At 63.7% G+C, this 17,633-nt stretch carries 16 protein-coding genes and 1 riboswitch; of the genes, 6 read left to right on the forward strand and 10 right to left on the reverse strand.

What is annotated here, in order from left to right; translation table 11 throughout:
- Positions 1-147: 147 nt before the first annotated feature.
- Positions 148-1,062 carry an RNA polymerase sigma factor RpoH gene (gene rpoH / locus NYQ83_RS12185; RefSeq protein WP_092815711.1) on the forward strand — a complete coding sequence of 305 codons (915 nt, stop codon included), beginning with the start codon at positions 148-150 and terminating at the stop codon, positions 1,060-1,062.
- Positions 1,063-1,116: 54 nt separating this feature from the next.
- Here the strand turns inward: rpoH and NYQ83_RS12190 are convergent, their stop codons facing one another.
- Together NYQ83_RS12190 and NYQ83_RS12195 are read right to left on the reverse strand one after the other, a co-directional pair.
- On the reverse strand, positions 1,117-2,061 hold the full coding sequence (locus NYQ83_RS12190; protein ID WP_261214957.1) for a DMT family transporter: 945 nt from the start codon (positions 2,059-2,061) through the stop codon (positions 1,117-1,119).
- A 10-nt stretch (positions 2,062-2,071) separates the two neighbouring features.
- Positions 2,072-3,016: a DMT family transporter gene (locus NYQ83_RS12195; RefSeq protein WP_261214959.1), complete on the reverse strand. Its 945-nt coding sequence runs from the start codon at positions 3,014-3,016 to the stop codon at positions 2,072-2,074.
- A 121-nt stretch (positions 3,017-3,137) separates the two neighbouring features.
- A riboswitch (TPP riboswitch) is annotated at positions 3,138-3,249 on the forward strand.
- A gap of 32 nt (positions 3,250-3,281) precedes the next feature.
- Here NYQ83_RS12195 and NYQ83_RS12200 point away from each other — a divergent pair.
- Together NYQ83_RS12200 and NYQ83_RS12205 are read left to right on the forward strand one after the other, a co-directional pair.
- Positions 3,282-4,040, forward strand: a complete 759-nt coding sequence (locus NYQ83_RS12200; RefSeq protein ID WP_261214961.1) for an ABC transporter permease — start codon at positions 3,282-3,284, stop codon at positions 4,038-4,040.
- 42 nt (positions 4,041-4,082) lie between these two features.
- The gene (locus NYQ83_RS12205) at positions 4,083-5,021 is read left to right on the forward strand and encodes an ABC transporter substrate-binding protein (protein WP_261215194.1); all 939 of its coding nucleotides are present in this window, start codon (positions 4,083-4,085) and stop codon (positions 5,019-5,021) included.
- Positions 5,022-5,057: 36 nt separating this feature from the next.
- On the opposite strand, the gene NYQ83_RS12210 is transcribed toward NYQ83_RS12205, so the two are convergent.
- The 4 genes from NYQ83_RS12210 to NYQ83_RS12225 form a co-directional block, all read right to left on the reverse strand.
- Positions 5,058-6,761, reverse strand: a complete 1,704-nt coding sequence (locus NYQ83_RS12210) for a hypothetical protein (protein WP_261214963.1) — start codon at positions 6,759-6,761, stop codon at positions 5,058-5,060.
- A gap of 41 nt (positions 6,762-6,802) precedes the next feature.
- The gene (locus tag NYQ83_RS12215; RefSeq protein WP_261214965.1) at positions 6,803-8,098 is read right to left on the reverse strand and encodes an adenylosuccinate synthase; all 1,296 of its coding nucleotides are present in this window, start codon (positions 8,096-8,098) and stop codon (positions 6,803-6,805) included.
- Positions 8,099-8,339: 241 nt separating this feature from the next.
- The gene (gene serA / locus NYQ83_RS12220) at positions 8,340-9,929 is read right to left on the reverse strand and encodes a phosphoglycerate dehydrogenase (protein WP_261214967.1); all 1,590 of its coding nucleotides are present in this window, start codon (positions 9,927-9,929) and stop codon (positions 8,340-8,342) included.
- A 115-nt stretch (positions 9,930-10,044) separates the two neighbouring features.
- Positions 10,045-11,220, reverse strand: coding sequence for a phosphoserine transaminase (locus tag NYQ83_RS12225; RefSeq protein WP_261214969.1), 1,176 nt, complete (start codon positions 11,218-11,220; stop codon positions 10,045-10,047).
- Positions 11,221-11,451: 231 nt separating this feature from the next.
- Between NYQ83_RS12225 and NYQ83_RS12230 the strand changes: the two genes are divergently transcribed.
- Complete coding sequence (locus NYQ83_RS12230) at positions 11,452-11,844, forward strand: hypothetical protein (protein ID WP_261214970.1); 393 nt, start codon at positions 11,452-11,454, stop codon at positions 11,842-11,844.
- Positions 11,845-11,967: 123 nt separating this feature from the next.
- Here the strand turns inward: NYQ83_RS12230 and NYQ83_RS12235 are convergent, their stop codons facing one another.
- Positions 11,968-12,828, reverse strand: coding sequence for an outer membrane protein (locus NYQ83_RS12235; RefSeq protein WP_314733304.1), 861 nt, complete (start codon positions 12,826-12,828; stop codon positions 11,968-11,970).
- A 499-nt stretch (positions 12,829-13,327) separates the two neighbouring features.
- Here NYQ83_RS12235 and NYQ83_RS12240 point away from each other — a divergent pair, with 499 nt between their 5' ends.
- Both NYQ83_RS12240 and NYQ83_RS12245 read left to right on the forward strand, forming a co-directional pair.
- Positions 13,328-13,840, forward strand: a complete 513-nt coding sequence (locus NYQ83_RS12240) for a hypothetical protein (protein WP_128291056.1) — start codon at positions 13,328-13,330, stop codon at positions 13,838-13,840.
- 33 nt (positions 13,841-13,873) lie between these two features.
- A complete protein-coding gene (locus tag NYQ83_RS12245) occupies positions 13,874-14,107 on the forward strand; it encodes a hypothetical protein (RefSeq protein ID WP_261214971.1) in 234 nt (77 codons plus the stop codon).
- Positions 14,108-14,123: 16 nt separating this feature from the next.
- Here the strand turns inward: NYQ83_RS12245 and NYQ83_RS12250 are convergent, their stop codons facing one another.
- The 3 genes from NYQ83_RS12250 to NYQ83_RS12260 all read right to left on the reverse strand — a co-directional run bounded on the left by NYQ83_RS12250 (position 14,124) and on the right by NYQ83_RS12260 (position 17,629).
- Positions 14,124-15,449 (reverse strand): GGDEF domain-containing protein, encoded by a 1,326-nt coding sequence (locus NYQ83_RS12250; RefSeq protein WP_261214972.1) that lies wholly within the window; start codon positions 15,447-15,449, stop codon positions 14,124-14,126.
- A gap of 281 nt (positions 15,450-15,730) precedes the next feature.
- Positions 15,731-17,128: an NAD(P)(+) transhydrogenase (Re/Si-specific) subunit beta gene (locus NYQ83_RS12255; protein ID WP_128291053.1), complete on the reverse strand. Its 1,398-nt coding sequence runs from the start codon at positions 17,126-17,128 to the stop codon at positions 15,731-15,733.
- A gap of 60 nt (positions 17,129-17,188) precedes the next feature.
- Positions 17,189-17,629 carry an NAD(P) transhydrogenase subunit alpha gene (locus NYQ83_RS12260; protein ID WP_092815675.1) on the reverse strand — a complete coding sequence of 147 codons (441 nt, stop codon included), beginning with the start codon at positions 17,627-17,629 and terminating at the stop codon, positions 17,189-17,191.
- Positions 17,630-17,633 lie beyond the last annotated feature (4 nt).

The following is a 17,633-nucleotide window of genomic DNA, read 5'->3' on the forward strand; positions in this document are numbered from 1 at the left end:
CATGATAGGCTTGACGCAAGCCAGGACGTGACAAAAGTTAGACAGGCGGGGTCGAAAGCTCTGCTCCAAGACAATCCACGAGTGCACAGGATGCGGCCGCTCCGCGGCGCCTCCCGGTGTCGACTCTTCTGATGACAGGCAATCCCGATGGCCACAGGCAACATCCCCGTCGTATCCACCGCCGAAGGCGGTTTGTCTCGTTATCTCGACGAGATCCGCAAATTCCCCATGCTCGAGCCGCAAGAGGAGTACATCCTCGCCAAGCGCTATCAGGAGCATGACGACCGCGATGCCGCGCATCGTCTGGTGACGAGCCATCTGCGCCTCGTCGCCAAGATCGCCATGGGCTATCGCGGCTATGGTCTGCCGATCGGCGAGGTCATTTCGGAAGGCAATGTCGGCCTGATGCAGGCCGTCAAGCGCTTCGATCCGGACAAGGGTTTCCGCCTCGCCACCTATGCGATGTGGTGGATCCGCGCCGCGATCCAGGAATATATCCTGCGCTCCTGGTCGCTCGTAAAAATGGGCACAACGGCCAATCAGAAGCGGCTCTTCTTCAACCTGCGCAAGGCCAAGAGCCAGATTTCGGCACTGGAAGAAGGCGATCTGAAGCCCGAGCAGGTGGCAACGATCGCCAAGCGTCTCAATGTGAGCGAGGAGGAGGTCATCTCCATGAACCGGCGGTTGTCCGGTGATGCCTCGCTCAACGCGCCGATCCGCGCCAATGAAGGCGAAGGCGGCGAATGGCAGGATTGGCTGTCCGACGATGAGACGGAAAGCCAGGAGACGAACCTCATTGCCCAGGACGAACTCCAGCAGCGCCGCGCCATGCTGAAGGACGCGATCGAGGTGCTCGACGAGCGCGAACGGCGGATCTTCGAGGCGCGTCGTCTCTCCGACGAACCGCTGACGCTGGAAGAGCTCTCGGGCGAGTTCGGCGTCTCGCGCGAGCGTGTGCGCCAGCTCGAGGTCAGGGCCTTCGAAAAGGTGCAGAAGGCGATGATCCGCGCCTCCAAGGAACGCGACCGCGGCGCCCAGCAGCGCCTCCTCGCCGACGCCTGAGGCGGAGCACCCGCCCAAGCGCTTGATCGCGCCGCGCTTCACCCACCAGGCGCGTCAACCGCCCCGCAACCGCCGCAGGGCCCGTCCGTCCATGACGACGAGCCCTGCGCCGATCATCGCCATGCCGGCAAACTGCCCCGCCGACAGGCTTTCTCCGAGTAGCACGACGCCGAGCGTCACCGCGCTCACCGGCACGAGAAGCGTGACGAGCATCGCGTTCGTGCCGCCGGCGCGCGCCAGAATCCGGAAAAACAGCACATAGGCGAATGCCGTCGAGAGGAGCGCAAGGCCGAGGATCGAAAAGATCGCGGCCATGCCGGGCATTGCCGTCGCGAAGGGCCGGTCGATGAGAAATGCGACCGGAACCATCAAAAGGGTCGATGTGGAAAGCTGCATCGCAGCCGCCACGACGGGATCGGTCGCCCGAAATCCCTTTCCGACGACCGCCGAAAACCCATAAGACGTCGCCGCGGCAAGCATCGCCAGAACGGCCAGGAAATCGGCCGACAGCCCGCGCAGGGCCGGCAGGCCGATCATCACGGCCACACCCAGAAAACCGAGAACGACGCCCGTGACCTTGTTCGTCGTCATCTTCTCATCCGCCGTCAGAACATGCGCGATGAGGACGGTGAAGATCGGCGTCGTCGCATTGAGGATAGAGGCCGCTCCCGCACCGATTTCGACGGTCGCGAAAGTGATCAGCGAAAACGGCACGGCGTTGTTGAGAAAACCCATCAAAAGCGCGCGCAGGTAAATCCCACCCCGGCTCGGCAGGCGCCGCCCGGAAACGATGATGACGACCCAGAGTGCCGCAGCCGCGATGCCGACGCGCAAGAGCACGAGCGTGAAGACCGGCACCTCCGCCCCCGCGACGCGCATGAACAGGAACGAGCCGCCCCAGAGGAGCGACAGAAGGACGAGAAGCGTCAGGCTGCCGAGATCGAGAGAAGCCTCCGCTGGCGCGGCGCGAGAAGATGTGGGGAGGGTTTTGGCGTCCATGTGACGAGCCCTAAGAGAGACTTCTCTCCGGCTCCACCCGATTCTTGAGGCGCTGCCTCCGGCTCGCCAGGAAGACGCCGCCGAGAATGCACACGCCGCCGAAAGCGTGGGCGTAGGTAAAAGTCTCGCCAAGGGCGAAGACAGCGAGAATGGCGCCGAAGAACGGCACCAGATGGAAGAAGGGCCCCGCCCTGTTCGGACCGATGAGATCGACGCCCCGGTTGAAGCAGATATAGGCGAGCACTGAGGGAAAAACGGCGACGTAGAAGAGCGCCGCAACGCTCGCCGCATTGATGTCGATATGGCCGCCGCGCAAAAGATCGAGCGCGCTTGCCGGCAGGAGCATGATGGCGCCCCATCCGATGGTGATCGCCAGGAAGCTCAGCCAGTGAAGAGGCGGCCGCCGCTTCAAAAGCGCGGAATAGGTGGCATAGATGACGACGTCGATCAGCATGATCACGTCGCCCGGATTGAGCCGCAGATGCGCCAGCACCTGCAATTGCCCGCGCGAGACGATGACCACGACGCCGATGAGGGAGACGACGATCCCGGCAAGCTGGCCGAAGGTGAGCCGCTCGCGGAAGAGCATGAAAACGACGAAGGCGATGGCAAGCGGCGTCGTCGCCTGCAGAAGCACGACATTGAGCGCCGTCGTATATTCGAGAGCCCAGTAGAGAAGCGTGTTGAAGAGCGTGATGCCGCACAAAGCCATCAGCGTCAGCACGCCGAGATGACGCTGGATCACCGGCCAGTCGGCGCGCAGAGCCTTCATGGCGAAAGGCAGGATCAACAGCGCAGCCCCACCCCAGCGCAGCTGCGCGAAAAGAATCGGTGAGAAATCATCGATCACCGCCCGCGCGACCACCGCATTGCCGGCCCAGAAGAGCGAGGTCAGCGTCAAGAGCAGATAGGGTTGATCGAAAAGCCAACGAAAAGGGGCAAAGAGGACACGCATTTCCCCGCCTCTATTCCTCTGCGGCAAATTTGTCATCCACCGGGACCATGGATGAGAGCGCAAACGCGACCGTGCGGCGACCGTGAGACGGCTTGCAAGCCTCGACCGGAGAGTTATGGTGGGCGTTTCCGAGGGGTGTGCGGACAAACCGCGCTGAGATGGCCGTGATGGCGGCCGGACCCTTTGAACCTGATCCGGGTCATGCCGGCGAAGGGACGGGCCTCAGTCTCTCCAGCACGCATGATCTCTGCCATGAAAGGGGCGCGTGCTGGCCATTCTCGCAATCCGTCTCGCGATCGCGATCGCACTCCTCGCCATCTGGGAAGGCCTCGTGCGCGCAACCGGCGTGCCGCGCTTCATCCTGCCGGCGCCGAGCGATCTCGTGACGGCTTTCTCCGCCCTCCCCTTCTATTATCTCGGCAATGCCGCCGTCACCGCGACGGAGATCGTGGTCGGCCTCGTCGCCGGAGCGCTGGTCGGCGCATTGACGGCGATCCTGGTCGTTGCCTCTCCCGCGCTTGAAAGGCTCGCCATGCCGATCCTGGCGGCAAGCCAGGCGCTCCCGGTCTTCGCCATCGCGCCGCTTCTCGTCATCTGGTTCGGCTTCGGCATGGCGTCCAAAGTCGTGATGGCCGGGCTCATCATCTATTTTCCGGTGGCCACTGCGTTTGCCGACGGTCTGAAGCGCACCGATCCGGGCCTTCTCGATCTCGCAAAGCTCAACCGCGCCTCCAGGCGCGACACCTTCCGCTACATCCGCATTCCTGCAGCCCTGCCCGCCCTCGCCTCCGGGCTCAGGGTCGCCGCCGCGATCGCGCCGATCGGCGCCGTCGTCGGGGAATGGGTCGGCGCCTCGGCTGGCCTCGGCTTTGTCATGCTGCAGGCCAATGCCCGCATGCAGACCGACCGCGTCTTCGTCGGCCTCTTCCTGCTCGCCGCCATGGCGATCCTGCTGCGCGCCCTGATCGACCTCTTCCTGCGCCGCCTCCTCGGCTGGGTGCCGGGAGAAGCGAGCATCGCCTGACGATCCGCCTAAACCCGACATCCGAAAAGAGAGGAAATGACCATGCTCGACCGCCTGCGCCTGATGCTTCTGGCGCTCATCTTGACGGCATCGCCCGCCGCAGCCGCGGACCACCTGACCGTGCTGCTCGATTGGTTCGTGAACCCCGACCACGCGCCGCTGGTCGTCGCGCAGGAAAAGGGCTATTTCGCCGAGGAAGACCTCGATGTGGAGATGATCCCGCCGGCCGACCCGAGCGCCCCGCCCCGCCTAGTTGCGGCTGGCGAAGGCGATGTCGCCATTTCCTACCAGCCCAACCTCTATCTTCAGGTGGCCGAAGGATTGCCGCTGGCGCGCTTCGGAACGCTCGTCGAAACGCCGCTCAACTCGCTCGTGGTTCTGGAAGGCAGTGATGTCACGACGCTCGCCGACCTCAAGGGGAAGACGGTCGGCTTCTCGGTTGGTGGCTTCGAAGACGTGCTTCTGAAGATGATGCTCGGAGAAAGCGGCGTGACCCTCGACGACGTCGATCTCGTCAACGTCAACTTCGCGCTCTCACCGGCCCTTCTCGCAGGACGTGTCGATGCCGTCATCGGCGCCTTCCGCAATGTCGAGCTCAACCAGCTCGACATCGAAGGCAAGCCCGGCCGCGCCTTCTATCCCGAGGAGCACGGCGTGCCGCCTTATGACGAGCTCATCTTCATCGCACGCTCCGACAAGCTCGACGACGACAGGCTGCCGCGCTTCCTGAAGGCGATCGAGCGCGCAACGCTTTATCTGACCAACCATCCCGAGGAAGCCCTCGAGATCTTCACGAAAGCGCATCCTGATCTCGGCGACGAGCTCAACCGCCGTGCCTTCATGGATACGGTCGCCCGCTTTTCGAAAAGCCCCGGAGCTTTCGACGCCGGCCGCTATCAGCGGTTCGCGGAATTCATGAAAGATCAGGGACTGATCGAGACTGTGCCGGAGCTGGAAAGCTACGCCCAGGCCGTTCGGTAAAGGCCAGTTCGGTGAAAGCCAGTCAGGCTGGGGCGATCAGGAATCGCCCCAGCTCTGCATCACATTCTCAAACACCTTGTCGCCCGGAATCCCCTTCTCGAAGGTGATCAGGGCCCGCTTTCCGCCCTCAAACAGGATCGGCAGGTCGAACCAGGAACCGCTGCGCAGAAGCTCCAGATTCCGCTCCACCTGATCGGGCGTGTCGGAAAGCGCGATCCAGTAGAGATCACCGGTCACGTCGACGGCAGCGCCTGCGAGCGGCTGTCCGCGCGCCTGCTCGTTCGGCTTCATCACCAAGGCCGGAACACGCTGCACGACCGCGGTGTCGTCGAGCGTACCGGAGAAGGCGATCTCGATGAGATGGCTCGCCGGCAGGGCAACGTCGTTGTTCTTGGAAATGGTGATCGTGACCTCGGCCTCACGCTCCGGCACATCGATTTTCGCCTGGATGGCAGAGCCTCCGTCGTCGCGCTTGACCGTCGACCACGACACGGCGCCGTTCACCGCCTTGCCGGCGGCCCCGTCTTCGCCCTGCTCGTAGAAGATCGCCCTTTGCCCGACGAGCGAACCGCTCGCGGCCTGTTCCGTGGCATTCCCGCTGGAGGGCGCCGTCTCGGAGAGCTCGTCCGGCGTTCCCGGCTGCGCCTCGTCGGCCGGCAGACCAGCGGCATCTGATTCGCCCGTGTCGTCCGGCAGACCTTCATCGCTCGGCGCACCGTCGAGTGGCGCATCCATCGGCTCTTCCTGGCTCGTGGAAGGTCCGGCATCGGACGTCTCGGCTTCCGGCCCGGAGAGGAGACGATCCTCGTCCTTGCCTTCCACGCGTTCGCCCTGGCTCTCGATGAGGCCCGTCAAAGGCGACGAGGACGGGTTGTCCTCGGCGTTCCCCGGGGCCGTTCCCTGTGCCGTCTCGTCGGAGGAAACCTGGCCGGAGATATCGTCATACGCGGTGACGATCGTATCCCATTGCGAATAGACGACCGCTCCGATGCCGAGCGCGATCAACAGAACCAGGACGGTCGCGATCAGCGCCGGCGCGCGCGATGTCCGCACCTTCTCCGAACCATCGTCATGGCGCGGCGCCGCGACGGCCTCGTCCCTGACCTCGTCTCCGGCCTCGCCCTTGGCCTTGGGCTTCTTTTCCTTCTTCCAACGCGACTTGCGGGCAGAAGGCGTTTCGTCCTCGACACCGGCGCCATCGATCCGGGCGTCCTGCGGGTAATCGTCTTTGCCCTCGGACGTCACATTCGGCACGGGCGCGCCGGCGGGGCCGGCCCCGGCCGCAGCATCCGGCCGCTTCGGCTCCCGGCTTCCGGCGAAATCGCCGCCAGCAGCACCGCCCCCAACAGAGCCGCTTCCCCGAAGGTCGCGCTCCGCATATTGCGGCACGGCCCGGGCGTGCGGCGGCTCCGCCCGAGGCGCCTCTTTTGCAGGAGGCGGGGGCGGAGGTGGAGGTGGTGGTGGCGGAGGGGGTGGAGGAGGCGGTGGTGGTGCCGGCTCCTCGTCGGGCTCCTGGACACCGGCACTCTCGGCCGCGAAATCTTCCTCCACGACGGCAATCGCATCTTCGAGCGCCGCGTGATGCCCGTCGATATCTTCGGGGGGCAGCGGAGGCTCCACGGCGGTGAGCTGGCGCGCCAACGCAGAGCGGGCGCGGTCATAGACCGCCTGGCGCATGTCCGGCCCGTCATCGGGAAGACTGGCGATGGAGCGTTTAAGGATCGCTACGTAATCGGGCATAACGCTTGAAGAACTGTGTAACCGTGGATTAACGGCAAGGCTTAGTCCTGAAATGGATCACGGACAAGGATCGTATCGGCTCGTTCCGGACTCGTCGACAGAAGAGCGACCGGAGCTTCGATGAGTTCTTCGATGCGCCGGACGTATTTCACCGCCTGGGCGGGAAGATCGACCCAGCTTCGTGCGCCGGCTGTCGATTCCTGCCAGCCTTCGAGGCTTTCATAGATCGGCTTCAACCGCGCCTGGGCCGCAGCACCCGCCGGCAGCCAGGACACGCGGCGGCCGTCCACCTCGTAGCCCACGCAGACTTTGATCTCGTTGAGGCCGTCGAGCACGTCGAGCTTCGTCAAGGCGATGCCGTCGATGCCGGAGACCTTGACCGTCTGGCGCACGAGCGCCGCATCGAACCAGCCGCAACGCCGCTTGCGGCCCGTGACGGTCCCGAATTCGCGGCCGCGCTCGCCGAGGAAGTTGCCGATCTCGCCTTTGTCTTCGGTCGGGAACGGCCCCTCCCCGACCCGGGTCGTGTAGGCCTTGGTGATTCCGAGCACGTAATCGAGCGCCGAAGGCCCGATCCCCGACCCGGCCGAGGCCTGTCCCGCCACCGTGTTTGAGGAGGTGACATAGGGATAGGTGCCGTGATCGATGTCGAGGAGCGCGCCCTGCGCCCCCTCGAAGAGAATGCGATCGCCCGCCTTGCGCCGCGCATCGAGCAGCGCCCACACGGTATCGCAGAACGGGATGACCCGTTCGCGCACGTCCTCGAGCTCGGCAAGAATGTCCTCGCGCGAGACTTCCGGCTCGCCGAGGCCTTTCAGAAGCGCATTGTGGTGGACAAGAAGCCGATCGATTTTGGCCGGCAGCGTCTCAGGTTCGGCAAGGTCCATGACCCGGATCGAGCGCCTGCCGACCTTGTCCTCATAGGCCGGCCCGATGCCGCGCTGCGTCGTGCCGATCTTCGCCTCAGGCGCGGCGGCATTCTCTCTCAGCCCGTCGAGGCGTCGGTGCAACGACAGGATGAGGGGCGCATTGTCGGCGATGCGCAGCGTCTCGGGCGTCACGGTCACGCCCTGCTCGGCGAGACGGTCGATCTCGGCAATCAAGGCGTGCGGGTCGAGCACCACGCCATTGCCGATGACGGCAAGCTTGCCCGGCCGCACCACTCCGGAGGGCAACAGGCTCAGCTTGAACGACACGCCATCGATGACGAGCGTATGACCGGCATTGTGGCCGCCTTGAAAACGCACCACCACATCGGCGCGCTCCGACAGCCAGTCGACGATCTTGCCCTTACCTTCGTCGCCCCATTGCGAGCCGACAACCACCACATTGGCCATGACACGAGGCCTTTCTGCGTCCAGCGTCTTTCAGGAATTCCTATCGCGAGTGCCCTGCTTTGGCCCCTTCCGTCAAGCGTTGCAGCGGATGGCGGCCTTGTCTGAGGTGCAGGGCATGGCGGTGAGCGCCGCCCGCGCCGGGTGCCTGAGGGCAGCAAAAGAGCCGGACCCCGCATCGCGGCGCCGGCTCTCGGATGATGGCGGCCGGTCAGGCCGGCCGCCGATCGCGCATCGAAGCGCGTCAGAAGACGAGCGGCTTCACCTGCTGCACGTTCTCGATCCGGTTGATCGCCTCCATCAGCTCCGGCGAAATCTTGTGGTCGACCGAAACGAGGGCGATCGCGTTACCGCCCTCGAAGTCGCGGCCGAACTGCATGCGGGCGATGTTGATGCCGTTCTCACCAAGGAGCGTGCCGATTCGGCCGATGAAACCCGGCTTGTCGTTGTTGGTGATGTAGAGCATCAGCTCCGACAGCTCCGCCTCCATATTGATGCCCTTGATCTGGATGATGCGGGGCTTGCCGTCGGCGAAGACCGTCCCGGCGACGGAGCGCTCTTGTTTGTCGGTCACGACGGTGAGGCGGATATAGGTTTCGTAGGCGCCGTGCTGTTCGCGCCGCGTCTCTTCCACCTGGATGCCGCGCTCCTTGGCGGCGGCCGGCGCGGAGACCATGTTGACGGACTGCAGCAGCGGCTGCAGGAAGCCCGTCAGCGCCGCAGAGGTCAGCGCCTTCGTGTTCATCTCTGCGACCGTGCCCTCATATTCGATGCGGACCCTGCGCACGCCCGTCTCCGTCAGCTGACCGGCAAAAGAGCCGAGCTGTTCGGCGAGCTTGACGAAGGGCGTGAGCCGCGGCGCCTCTTCGGCCGAAATCGACGGCATGTTGAGGGCATTCGTCACCGCCCCGGTCGTCAGGTAATCGGCCATCTGCTCGGCGACCTGCAGCGCGACATTCTCCTGCGCTTCCATCGTGGAAGCTCCAAGATGCGGCGTGCAGACGACATTCGGCGCACCGAAGAGAACATTTTCCTTCGCCGGCTCCTGGGAGAAGACGTCGACGCCCGCGGCAGCCACCTTGCCGCTGTCGAGCGCATCGCGCAGCGCCTGCTCGTCGATAAGGCCGCCGCGCGCGCAATTGATGATGCGCACGCCGTCGCGCATCTTGGCGATCGCATCGGCACTGATGATGTTGCGGGTCCGGTCGGTGAGCGGCGTGTGCAGCGTGATGAAATCGGCACGGCGGAACAGCTCGTCGAGCTCGACCTTTTCCACGCCGAGATCGGCCGCCCTGTCTTCCGACAGGAACGGATCATAAGCGACCACGCGCATGGAAAGCCCGAGCGCACGCCGCGCCACGACGGAACCGATATTGCCGCAGCCGATGATGCCGAGCGTCTTGCCGGTGATCTCGACGCCCATGAACTTCGACTTCTCCCATTTGCCGGCCTGGGTCGAAGCATCGGCCTTCGGGATCTGGCGGGCGCAGGCGAACATCATGGCGATCGCATGCTCGGCCGTAGTGATGGAATTGCCGAAAGGCGTGTTCATCACGATGATGCCCTTGGCGGTCGCCGCAGGGATATCGACATTGTCGACGCCGATGCCGGCCCGGCCGATGACCCGCAGCTTGTTGGCAGCGGCGATCACCTTGTCGGTCACTTTCGTGGCGGAGCGGATGGCGAGACCGTCATACTCGCCGATGGCGGCGATCAGTGCATCCTTGTCCTTGCCGAGAGCCGGCTGAAAATCGACTTCCACCCCGCGGTCGCGAAAGATGGCGACAGCGGTTTCGGAAAGGGCGTCGGAAATGAGTACGCGGGGTTTGCTCATGGCGAAAATCCTCGTCGGGCCTGCAGCGGTGGTCGTTTGGACACGCCGGAGGCCGGTCAATTCGTGAAAGATCGGGAAGCGCCCGCGGGCGCTTGTCCCGCAGGCGAAGAAAAGGTCAGGCGGCTTTCTTGAGCGCGCTCTTTTCCGTGGCGAAGGCCCAGTCGAGCCAGGGCGTCAGCTTTTCCAGATCGGCCTTTTCGACCGTACCGCCGCACCAGATGCGGAGACCGGCCGGCGCATCGCGATAGGCGCCGATGTCGAAGGCGACGCCTTCCTTGTCGAGACGGGCAGTGAGCGCCTTGGCAAAGGCGGCCTGCTCGGCCTCGGAAAGCGCCTTCACCTCGTCGTCGACGATGACGAGGCAGACGGAGGTGTTGGAGCGGATCGCCGGCTCATGCGCCAGGAAATCGACCCAAGAGGTCTTGGCCACCCAGTCTGAGATGACGGCGAAATTCGCATCGGCGCGACCGACGAGGCCATTGAGACCACCGACGGAACGGGCCCAGGCGAGACCGTCGAGATAATCTTCCACGGCGAGCATCGAGGGCGTGTTGATCGTCGCACCTTCGAAGATCTCGGCGTTGAGCTTGCCGCCCTTCACCATGCGGAAGATCTTCGGCATCGGCCAGGCGGGCGTGTAGCTCTCGAGCCGTTCCACCGCGCGCGGCGACAGGATCAGCATGCCGTGCTGCGCCTCACCGCCCAGGACCTTCTGCCAGGAGAAGGTGACCACATCGAGCTTATCGAAAGGCAGCTTCTGCGCAAAGGCGGCGGAGGTGGCGTCGCAGATCGTCAGCCCCTCGCGGTCGGCCGGGATCCATTTGCCATCGGGCACGCGCACACCAGAGGTGGTGCCGTTCCAGGTAAAGACCACATCGCGGCTGAAATCGACCTCGCCGAGGTCGACGAGCGCGCCATACTCGGCCTTGAGCGTACGCGTATCTTCAAGTTTCAGCTGTTTGACGACGTCCGTCACCCAGCCGGAGCCGAAGCTCTCCCAGGCGAGAACGTCGACGCCACGTGCGCCGAGCATCGACCACAGCGCCATTTCCACGGCGCCTGTATCGGATGCGGGCACGATGCCGATTTTGTAGTCGGCGGGAACGCCGAGAATGTCGCGGGTTTCTTCGATCGCCTGCTTCAACTTGGCCTTTCCGCCCTTGGAGCGGTGCGAACGGCCGAGGAAGGCGTCGGAGAGTGCATCAAGCGTCCAACCGGGGCGCTTGGCAGTCGGGCCAGAAGAAAAGCGGGGATTGGCCGGGCGCTCTGCCGGCTGCGAAATCATCGTCATGTCAGTCTACCCTTTCAGATAGGCGCTCCGCGTTGGGGCGGAGTGTCCCGCCGCCGCCTTTACAGAAATGGGGGTGACAACGCAACTGGCTTATTGTGGGCCACCAGAGACCAGCCATGTCTGTTGCGCGCTTGCCTCAATATAGAGAATGCGTTTTCAGAAGAGTGTCGTCGGGGGAGCGTCGATCCGACCCTTTCGGGGGTGGCAGAGACGCGGGTTGGGGAAGATGTGATGTCGGGCGCTGTGACGCTCCTGCTTTATTCGGCCGCCACATTGGCGAGCGGCGCCGCAGTGGCGGAGCTGCATGACCCCGTCAGCTGGAAATGGCGCAGGCCGCCCCTCGCAGAGCGGCTCGCCGCAATCGTCCTGATCGTGTTTTTTCTGGTTCTTCTGGCGAGCCTGCTTGCAAAACTGGCGCTCGCCTTCGGCCTTTTGGGGCTTCTTGCCCCGGCCATCGTCTTCTTTGCGATTTCGCCGCTCGTCGCGCTGCAGGTGCCGCTTCACGCGATCGAGACATGGTCGGTCGTGCGCGCCTGTTCAGCCGTCGCCGGCCTGTCGACGCTCGCTGCATGGCGCCTGGCCGCGTTCTTCTCTCCGAGCCGGCTGCCGCCCTCCTCGGGCTGAACGACGCCTGCGCATCCGGGTCTCTGCCGCTCCGCACGAAAACCGGGCCCCAGAACGCGAAACGGGCCGGCAAAGCCGACCCGTTCCAGGAGCAGAGCCAGAGAGAGGCTCAGGACTGGAGCTTCAGTACTTAACGACGGCGGGCTCGCCATAATACATCGGATCGGGTTCCGCGGCCGGCCCCCCGAAGGTGTAGCGCACGCCGAGCTTCACATCGTGGGAATCGATGTCCTTGAACTTGATCGGGTTCACGTTGTCGTTGTTGCCATCGTAACCGACCATGTCGCCCGATTCCGCGTCACCGAGATTGACGTAGCGATAGCCGAGGTCGAGCGCGAGATTGGGTGTGACCTGATAGGCGACACCGGCATGCAGCGCCCAGGCGAGGTTCCACTCGCTGTGATCGCGGCCGTACGACACGTAGCCGTTCGGCGTGTTGATGTCGCGCATGCCGCTGATCGTGTTGCGCGAGGCGCCGATGCCCGCGCCGACATAGGGCGAGAAGCCGTGCCAGCTGCCGAGATCGACATAGGCGTTGGCCAGGAACAGCCATTCCGACTTCATCGCCTCGTATTCGTTCGAGCCGATGAAAGCCGGATCTGCGCCGACATAGGTGTCGAATGCGGAGAAGCTCGTCTTGCCGCGATATTCGCCGGTCAGGTCCACACGGGCCCAGGGATTGATCTGGTAGCCGATACCGACGCCGGCGAAGCCGCCGCTGTCGAATTCCGGATCATTGACGAAGCTGACGGTGTCGCCGTTCGCGATCGCCTGATCGATGAGGCTGCTCGTGATCTTGTCGACCCGCTGATTGGTGATGCCGATGTCACCGCGCAAATACCAGCCGCTGAAGGAAGGCGCGGCCGGCGGCAGCGGCTCTGGCTCGACGATCGGCGGAAGCGGAAGATCGGCAGCAAAAACTGCCGGTGCCGCGGTCAAGGCCGTCACGCTGGCAGCAAGCGCAAGAGTGGCGCGTTTCAACATAGTGGTCCTCGTCTTTTGCGGCGCATCCGGCAGCCCGAAATCACCCACTGATGTCGACAAGGTTTAGCCGCAATCACTTAAGAAGCACTTAACTATGAAGATTAACCACGCCTCTAAACCTTAACGAAAGCCTACCCGCAATCGCGGGTTCAGCAACGTGTCGGAGCCCTTCACCACGCTCTGGCCGCGCGAACCGAACTCCGAGGGAGCGCCGCTCTCTTTAGAATAGATCCAGAACATAGTGTTTGATTTTGCTCGGGCCTTCTGGTTCGTTCGCAAGGTCGCGACACCCGTCGCAACGTCCTTTGATGTCAGGGCCTTGAACCCTTTCGATTGGAGGAAATAAATGAGATTTTTCTGCGCGACCGCAGCGGATCAGGCGCATCCGCCCCTCCTTCACGCAGCCGGTTCGGCCCATGGCCCAGAACCGTCCCGTGCGCCGCGTCTTCAGGCGCGTCTCCAAGCGACACACCTCTCTCTCCGCGAACAGGAATAGCCCATGCACGAATGTCCTTTCGCCGGGGCCTGCGGCTATCTCAAGCGCCCTCCGGAAGCCCTCGTGGTCAACGGCTTCAGGCTGTGGGTCGCCGGCTATCAGACGGGCGACATCGAGCATTGGAGCGAGGCCTGGAATCTCTTCTCCGAAAAATTCGGTCACGGCCCGGCACGCCATTCCGTCACCCAGCTCGCCCATTGGGTGCGCTCCGTCTTTCTCTGGCGGACGGATCCGATCCAGTGCTTCAGCTCAGGCTGCCCCCATATCTGCCGCGACGAATGTCTCGCCGTGGCGATGATCGCCGCCTGTCAGCATCGAGACGGCTCCTGCCTCGATTATTGTCTGGAGCGTTTTTGCGGCTTTGCCGATCATCGCGAACCGCTTGAGGCAGCGCTCGGCTTCGCATCGGCGCTCGACTCACACGGCCAGCGGCTGATGTCGGTGCCTTGCGAGGTGGTTCGGGGCCTGATCGAACCGCCGGAATCTGAGCCACAGATCGCCCGCACCTATCATTGAGCCTTTCGACGAGGCGAGCGGACAGAGCTCCAAATGTTGATTCGTATTCTGGTCGCCACTGCGCTGACGCTGGCGTCGGTCGCGGGCTATGCCCACGCGGGTTTCCACCATCTTCGGCTGCCGGCCGTGGTCAGCGTCGATGCATGGATGAAAAGCGACGAGGCGCCGACGTGCCGCGCATCGAGCGAGTCTGAAAGCGCAGCCATCTGCCAGCAAGAGAGCCCCGGTCACAAGCGCACCAGTCACAAGCGCACCAGTCACAGGTGACAGCAGATTCGAGGGCTCAGACGAGCTCGGTCCCGAGGCCTTCGGGATCTTGAGCGCCGTCAGGCTGCACGCCCGGATCTCGTGCAAGGTCTCCTTCCGCCCGCAGCTTTGAGCTTTGCCCGTGCCGCCGCCGCTTCGCCCGGTAAAGCGACCGGTCGGCGGCCGCGAACAATTCCTCGAATGTGCGCCCTTCATCGGGCGATGTCGCATGGCCGATGCTGACGGTCACCGGCCGGCCGAGCGGCGGCAATTGCAGCGCGGCAACCCGGCGCATCAGCCGATCGCCAAGCGATGTCGCCTCCCAGCGGTCGAGGTCGTTGCAGCAGATGACGAACTCGTCGCCCCCGTAGCGCACCAGCACATCTTCCTTTCGCAGGACGCCCTGCATCGTCGCGGCCATCTCTTTGAGAACGAGATCACCGCACGCATGGCCGAAATCGTCGTTGATCGCCTTGAACTCGTCGATGTCCACAACGAGCACGCTGAACGGCCGCCCCGCCTCGGGGGTGCAGTTGAGCGCATCCTTGCCTTCGCCAGGAAGCCGGCTGCGGTCGAAAACGCCGGTCAGCTCGTCCCGTCCCACCCGCTTCAGAAGATCCTCGTATCTTTCCCGATATGTGAGGATGTCGAAAATGTCGGAGATCCGCTTCTGCCGCGGCGCCACCAGCGGCGGGCGCTCCAGATGGCGCAGATAAAACCAGGCAAGCACGCCATAGATGCAGGCCGTCACCATCTTCGCGAGCCAGCCGCCGACCAGAACGTCGATCGGCGCATCGAGAAGCGCCCAGAGCGCCGAATAGAAGCCGATCTGATCGAAGGTGAGGACCACCATGGCGCAGAGCGCGATGCGCAGGCCAATGCTCTGCCGCATGATCCGGCCGAGCCGCTCGTAAAGCAGGATGATGAGAATGCTGTCGACGAACAGAAGCACCGTTCCCCACACCATCAGCCAGCCCATGTCGTTCATGAAGCTGAAATCCGGCAATTGCCCGGTCGCCGGCGCGACGATGTGATGGCGCGCCAGGAAAACGAGAGCGACGGTCAGGAAATTGCCGATGAGGAGCCCGTAGATCGGCTGGCGAACGGTGGAAGCGTCTTCGCGGATATAGACGAGGAGAAGGAGTACGAGCTTGCCGGCGAAGAGAACGGTCGAGCCCGGTGAAATTGCAGTCCCCTCCGCGAAAGGCACGTAGAGGATCGCCGCCAGATAGGTTTCCAAAAAATGCATGGCGCCGAGGGCGCAGAAGAAGATGCCGATCCCCAACCGATGACGAAGCCTGAAGAGACCGGCCATGACCGCGAAATAGACGGTCAGCTCCAAAAACAGCAAAAGAACGTTCATCACATCCATGAGGCGATCCCTCAATGGTGCCGCCCTCCCCTGGTGCCGACCGCTTCACTCATGCGGCGCGATTTCCAGGAAGGGGGAACGGCGTCTCTTCGACTTTATGGAGCCCATAAATCCGATGTGCGGGATCAAACCAAGTGAAAAACTTGATTAAAAGGCGATCAATCTCTCCACAGAGCCGCCGCCTTCAGCCGCTGACCGTAAACTTCGTCAGACAATAAAAAACGGCCGCAGCATGCGCTGCGGCCGTTGGAAAACGGAAAATCCCTCGGACGCTAGCCGAGCGACTTGACGATCGCTTCCGTCATTTTCTTGGCATCGCCGAACAGCATCATCGTCTTGTCGAGGAAGAAGAGCTCGTTCTGAATGCCGGCATAGCCCGACGACATGGAGCGTTTGACGAAGAGCACCGTGCCCGCCTTGTCGACGTCGAGGATCGGCATGCCGTAGATCGGAGATTGCGGATCGTCGCGCGCGGCCGGGTTGGTGACATCGTTGGCGCCGATGACATAGGCCACATCAGCCTGGCTGAACTCGGAGTTGATATCTTCGAGCTCGAAGACCTCGTCATAAGGCACGTTCGCTTCGGCCAGCAGCACGTTCATATGCCCCGGCATGCGGCCGGCGACCGGATGGATGGCGTATTTCACTTCCACGCCCTCCTTCTTCAAAGCCGCTGCCATTTCGTGAAGCGCGTGCTGCGCCTGCGCCACCGCCATGCCGTAACCCGGCACGATGATGACCTTGGAGGCGTTCTTCATCAGGAAGGCCGCATCTTCCGCCGAGCCCTGCTTGACCGGACGATCGTCCGCACCGCCGCTCGCAGCCGTGGTCTCGCCGCCGAAGCCGCCGAGGATGACGGAGATGAAGGAGCGATTCATGCCCTTACACATGATGTAGGACAGGATCGCACCCGACGAGCCGACGAGCGCACCCGTGATGATGAGCGCGGTGTTGCCGAGCGTGAAGCCGATGCCGGCGGCCGCCCACCCCGAATAGGAGTTCAGCATCGACACGACGACGGGCATGTCCGCCCCGCCGATCGGGACGATGATCAGAACACCCAGCGCCAGGCTGACGATGGTGATCAGCCAGAAAGCCGTGTGGCTCTCGCTGGCCGCAAAGATGATGATGCAGAGAAGCAGGAAGACGCCGAGGCCGATATTCACCTGATGGCGCATCGGCAGCATGATCGGCTTGCCGCTCATGCGCCCGTCGAGCTTCAGAAACGCGATGATCGAGCCGGTGAAGGTGATCGCGCCGATCGCCACGCCAAGCGACATCTCGATGAGGCTTGCTCCGTGGATCGATCCGGGATCGCCGATGCCGAAGGCCTGCGGCGCATAAAGCGCGGCTGCGGCCACCAGGACGGCGGCGAGGCCGACGAGCGAATGGAACGCGGCCACAAGCTGCGGCATCGCCGTCATGGCGATGCGCTTGGCGATCACCGCGCCGGCGCCACCGCCGATGGCGATCGCCAGGATGATGAGACCCCAGGATCCGAAGCTGGCCGGGGGATGCCCGATCAGCGTGGTGAGCACGGCAATGACCATGCCGGCCATGCCGAACTGGTTGCCCTGGCGGCTGGTTTCCGGGTGTGAAAGACCGCGCAGTGCCAGAATGAAAAGGACACCCGCAATCAGATAAAGAAAGGCTGTGACGCTGGCAGACATCAGGCGCGCACTCCCTCAGCGGCGGCGCCTGCCGCCCGAGCCTTGGAAAACTGGCTCATTTTACCGCTCTTTCCGCTTGTACATGGACAGCATGCGCTGCGTGACGAGAAAGCCGCCGAAAATGTTGACGCTCGCCAGCATCACCGCAAAGAAACCGAACCAGCGCGCTGTGCTGGAACCGTCCGCGACGAGGTCGACGCCGACCGCAAGAAGCGCGCCGACGACGATGACCGACGAGATCGCATTGGTCACGGACATGAGCGGCGTATGCAGCGCCGGCGTCACCGACCAGACGACATAATAGCCGACGAAGATCGCCAGCACGAAAATCGAGAAGCGGAAGACGAACGGGTCGATCATGCCACCGCTCGCGGCATGCGCGAGCTGACCCACGGCCTCCCCGTCTCCCAGCGCATTGAGCGCCTGCGAGGCGGCTTCCCGCGCCGCCTCCGCGGCCGACTGCGCCTGTTCGACAGCCTGCCTTACTGTTTCTTCAGCCATCGGC

The sequence above is a fragment of the Afifella sp. JA880 genome (assembly GCF_025379905.1).
Lineage (GTDB): Bacteria > Pseudomonadota > Alphaproteobacteria > Rhizobiales > Afifellaceae > Afifella > Afifella aestuarii.

Coding starts and splice junctions, on each gene's coding strand:
- rpoH (WP_092815711.1), top strand. CDS start 148: ATGGCCACAGGCAACATCCCCGTCGTATCCACCGCCGAAGGCGGTTTG.
- NYQ83_RS12190 (WP_261214957.1), bottom strand. CDS start 2,061: ATGGACGCCAAAACCCTCCCCACATCTTCTCGCGCCGCGCCAGCGGAG.
- NYQ83_RS12195 (WP_261214959.1), bottom strand. CDS start 3,016: ATGCGTGTCCTCTTTGCCCCTTTTCGTTGGCTTTTCGATCAACCCTAT.
- NYQ83_RS12205 (WP_261215194.1), top strand. CDS start 4,083: ATGCTCGACCGCCTGCGCCTGATGCTTCTGGCGCTCATCTTGACGGCA.
- NYQ83_RS12210 (WP_261214963.1), bottom strand. CDS start 6,761: ATGCCCGATTACGTAGCGATCCTTAAACGCTCCATCGCCAGTCTTCCC.
- NYQ83_RS12215 (WP_261214965.1), bottom strand. CDS start 8,098: ATGGCCAATGTGGTGGTTGTCGGCTCGCAATGGGGCGACGAAGGTAAG.
- serA (WP_261214967.1), bottom strand. CDS start 9,929: ATGAGCAAACCCCGCGTACTCATTTCCGACGCCCTTTCCGAAACCGCT.
- NYQ83_RS12225 (WP_261214969.1), bottom strand. CDS start 11,220: ATGACGATGATTTCGCAGCCGGCAGAGCGCCCGGCCAATCCCCGCTTT.
- NYQ83_RS12230 (WP_261214970.1), top strand. CDS start 11,452: ATGTCGGGCGCTGTGACGCTCCTGCTTTATTCGGCCGCCACATTGGCG.
- NYQ83_RS12235 (WP_314733304.1), bottom strand. CDS start 12,828: ATGTTGAAACGCGCCACTCTTGCGCTTGCTGCCAGCGTGACGGCCTTG.
- NYQ83_RS12240 (WP_128291056.1), top strand. CDS start 13,328: ATGCACGAATGTCCTTTCGCCGGGGCCTGCGGCTATCTCAAGCGCCCT.
- NYQ83_RS12245 (WP_261214971.1), top strand. CDS start 13,874: ATGTTGATTCGTATTCTGGTCGCCACTGCGCTGACGCTGGCGTCGGTC.
- NYQ83_RS12250 (WP_261214972.1), bottom strand. CDS start 15,449: ATGAACGTTCTTTTGCTGTTTTTGGAGCTGACCGTCTATTTCGCGGTC.
- NYQ83_RS12255 (WP_128291053.1), bottom strand. CDS start 17,128: ATGTCTGCCAGCGTCACAGCCTTTCTTTATCTGATTGCGGGTGTCCTT.
- NYQ83_RS12260 (WP_092815675.1), bottom strand. CDS start 17,629: ATGGCTGAAGAAACAGTAAGGCAGGCTGTCGAACAGGCGCAGTCGGCC.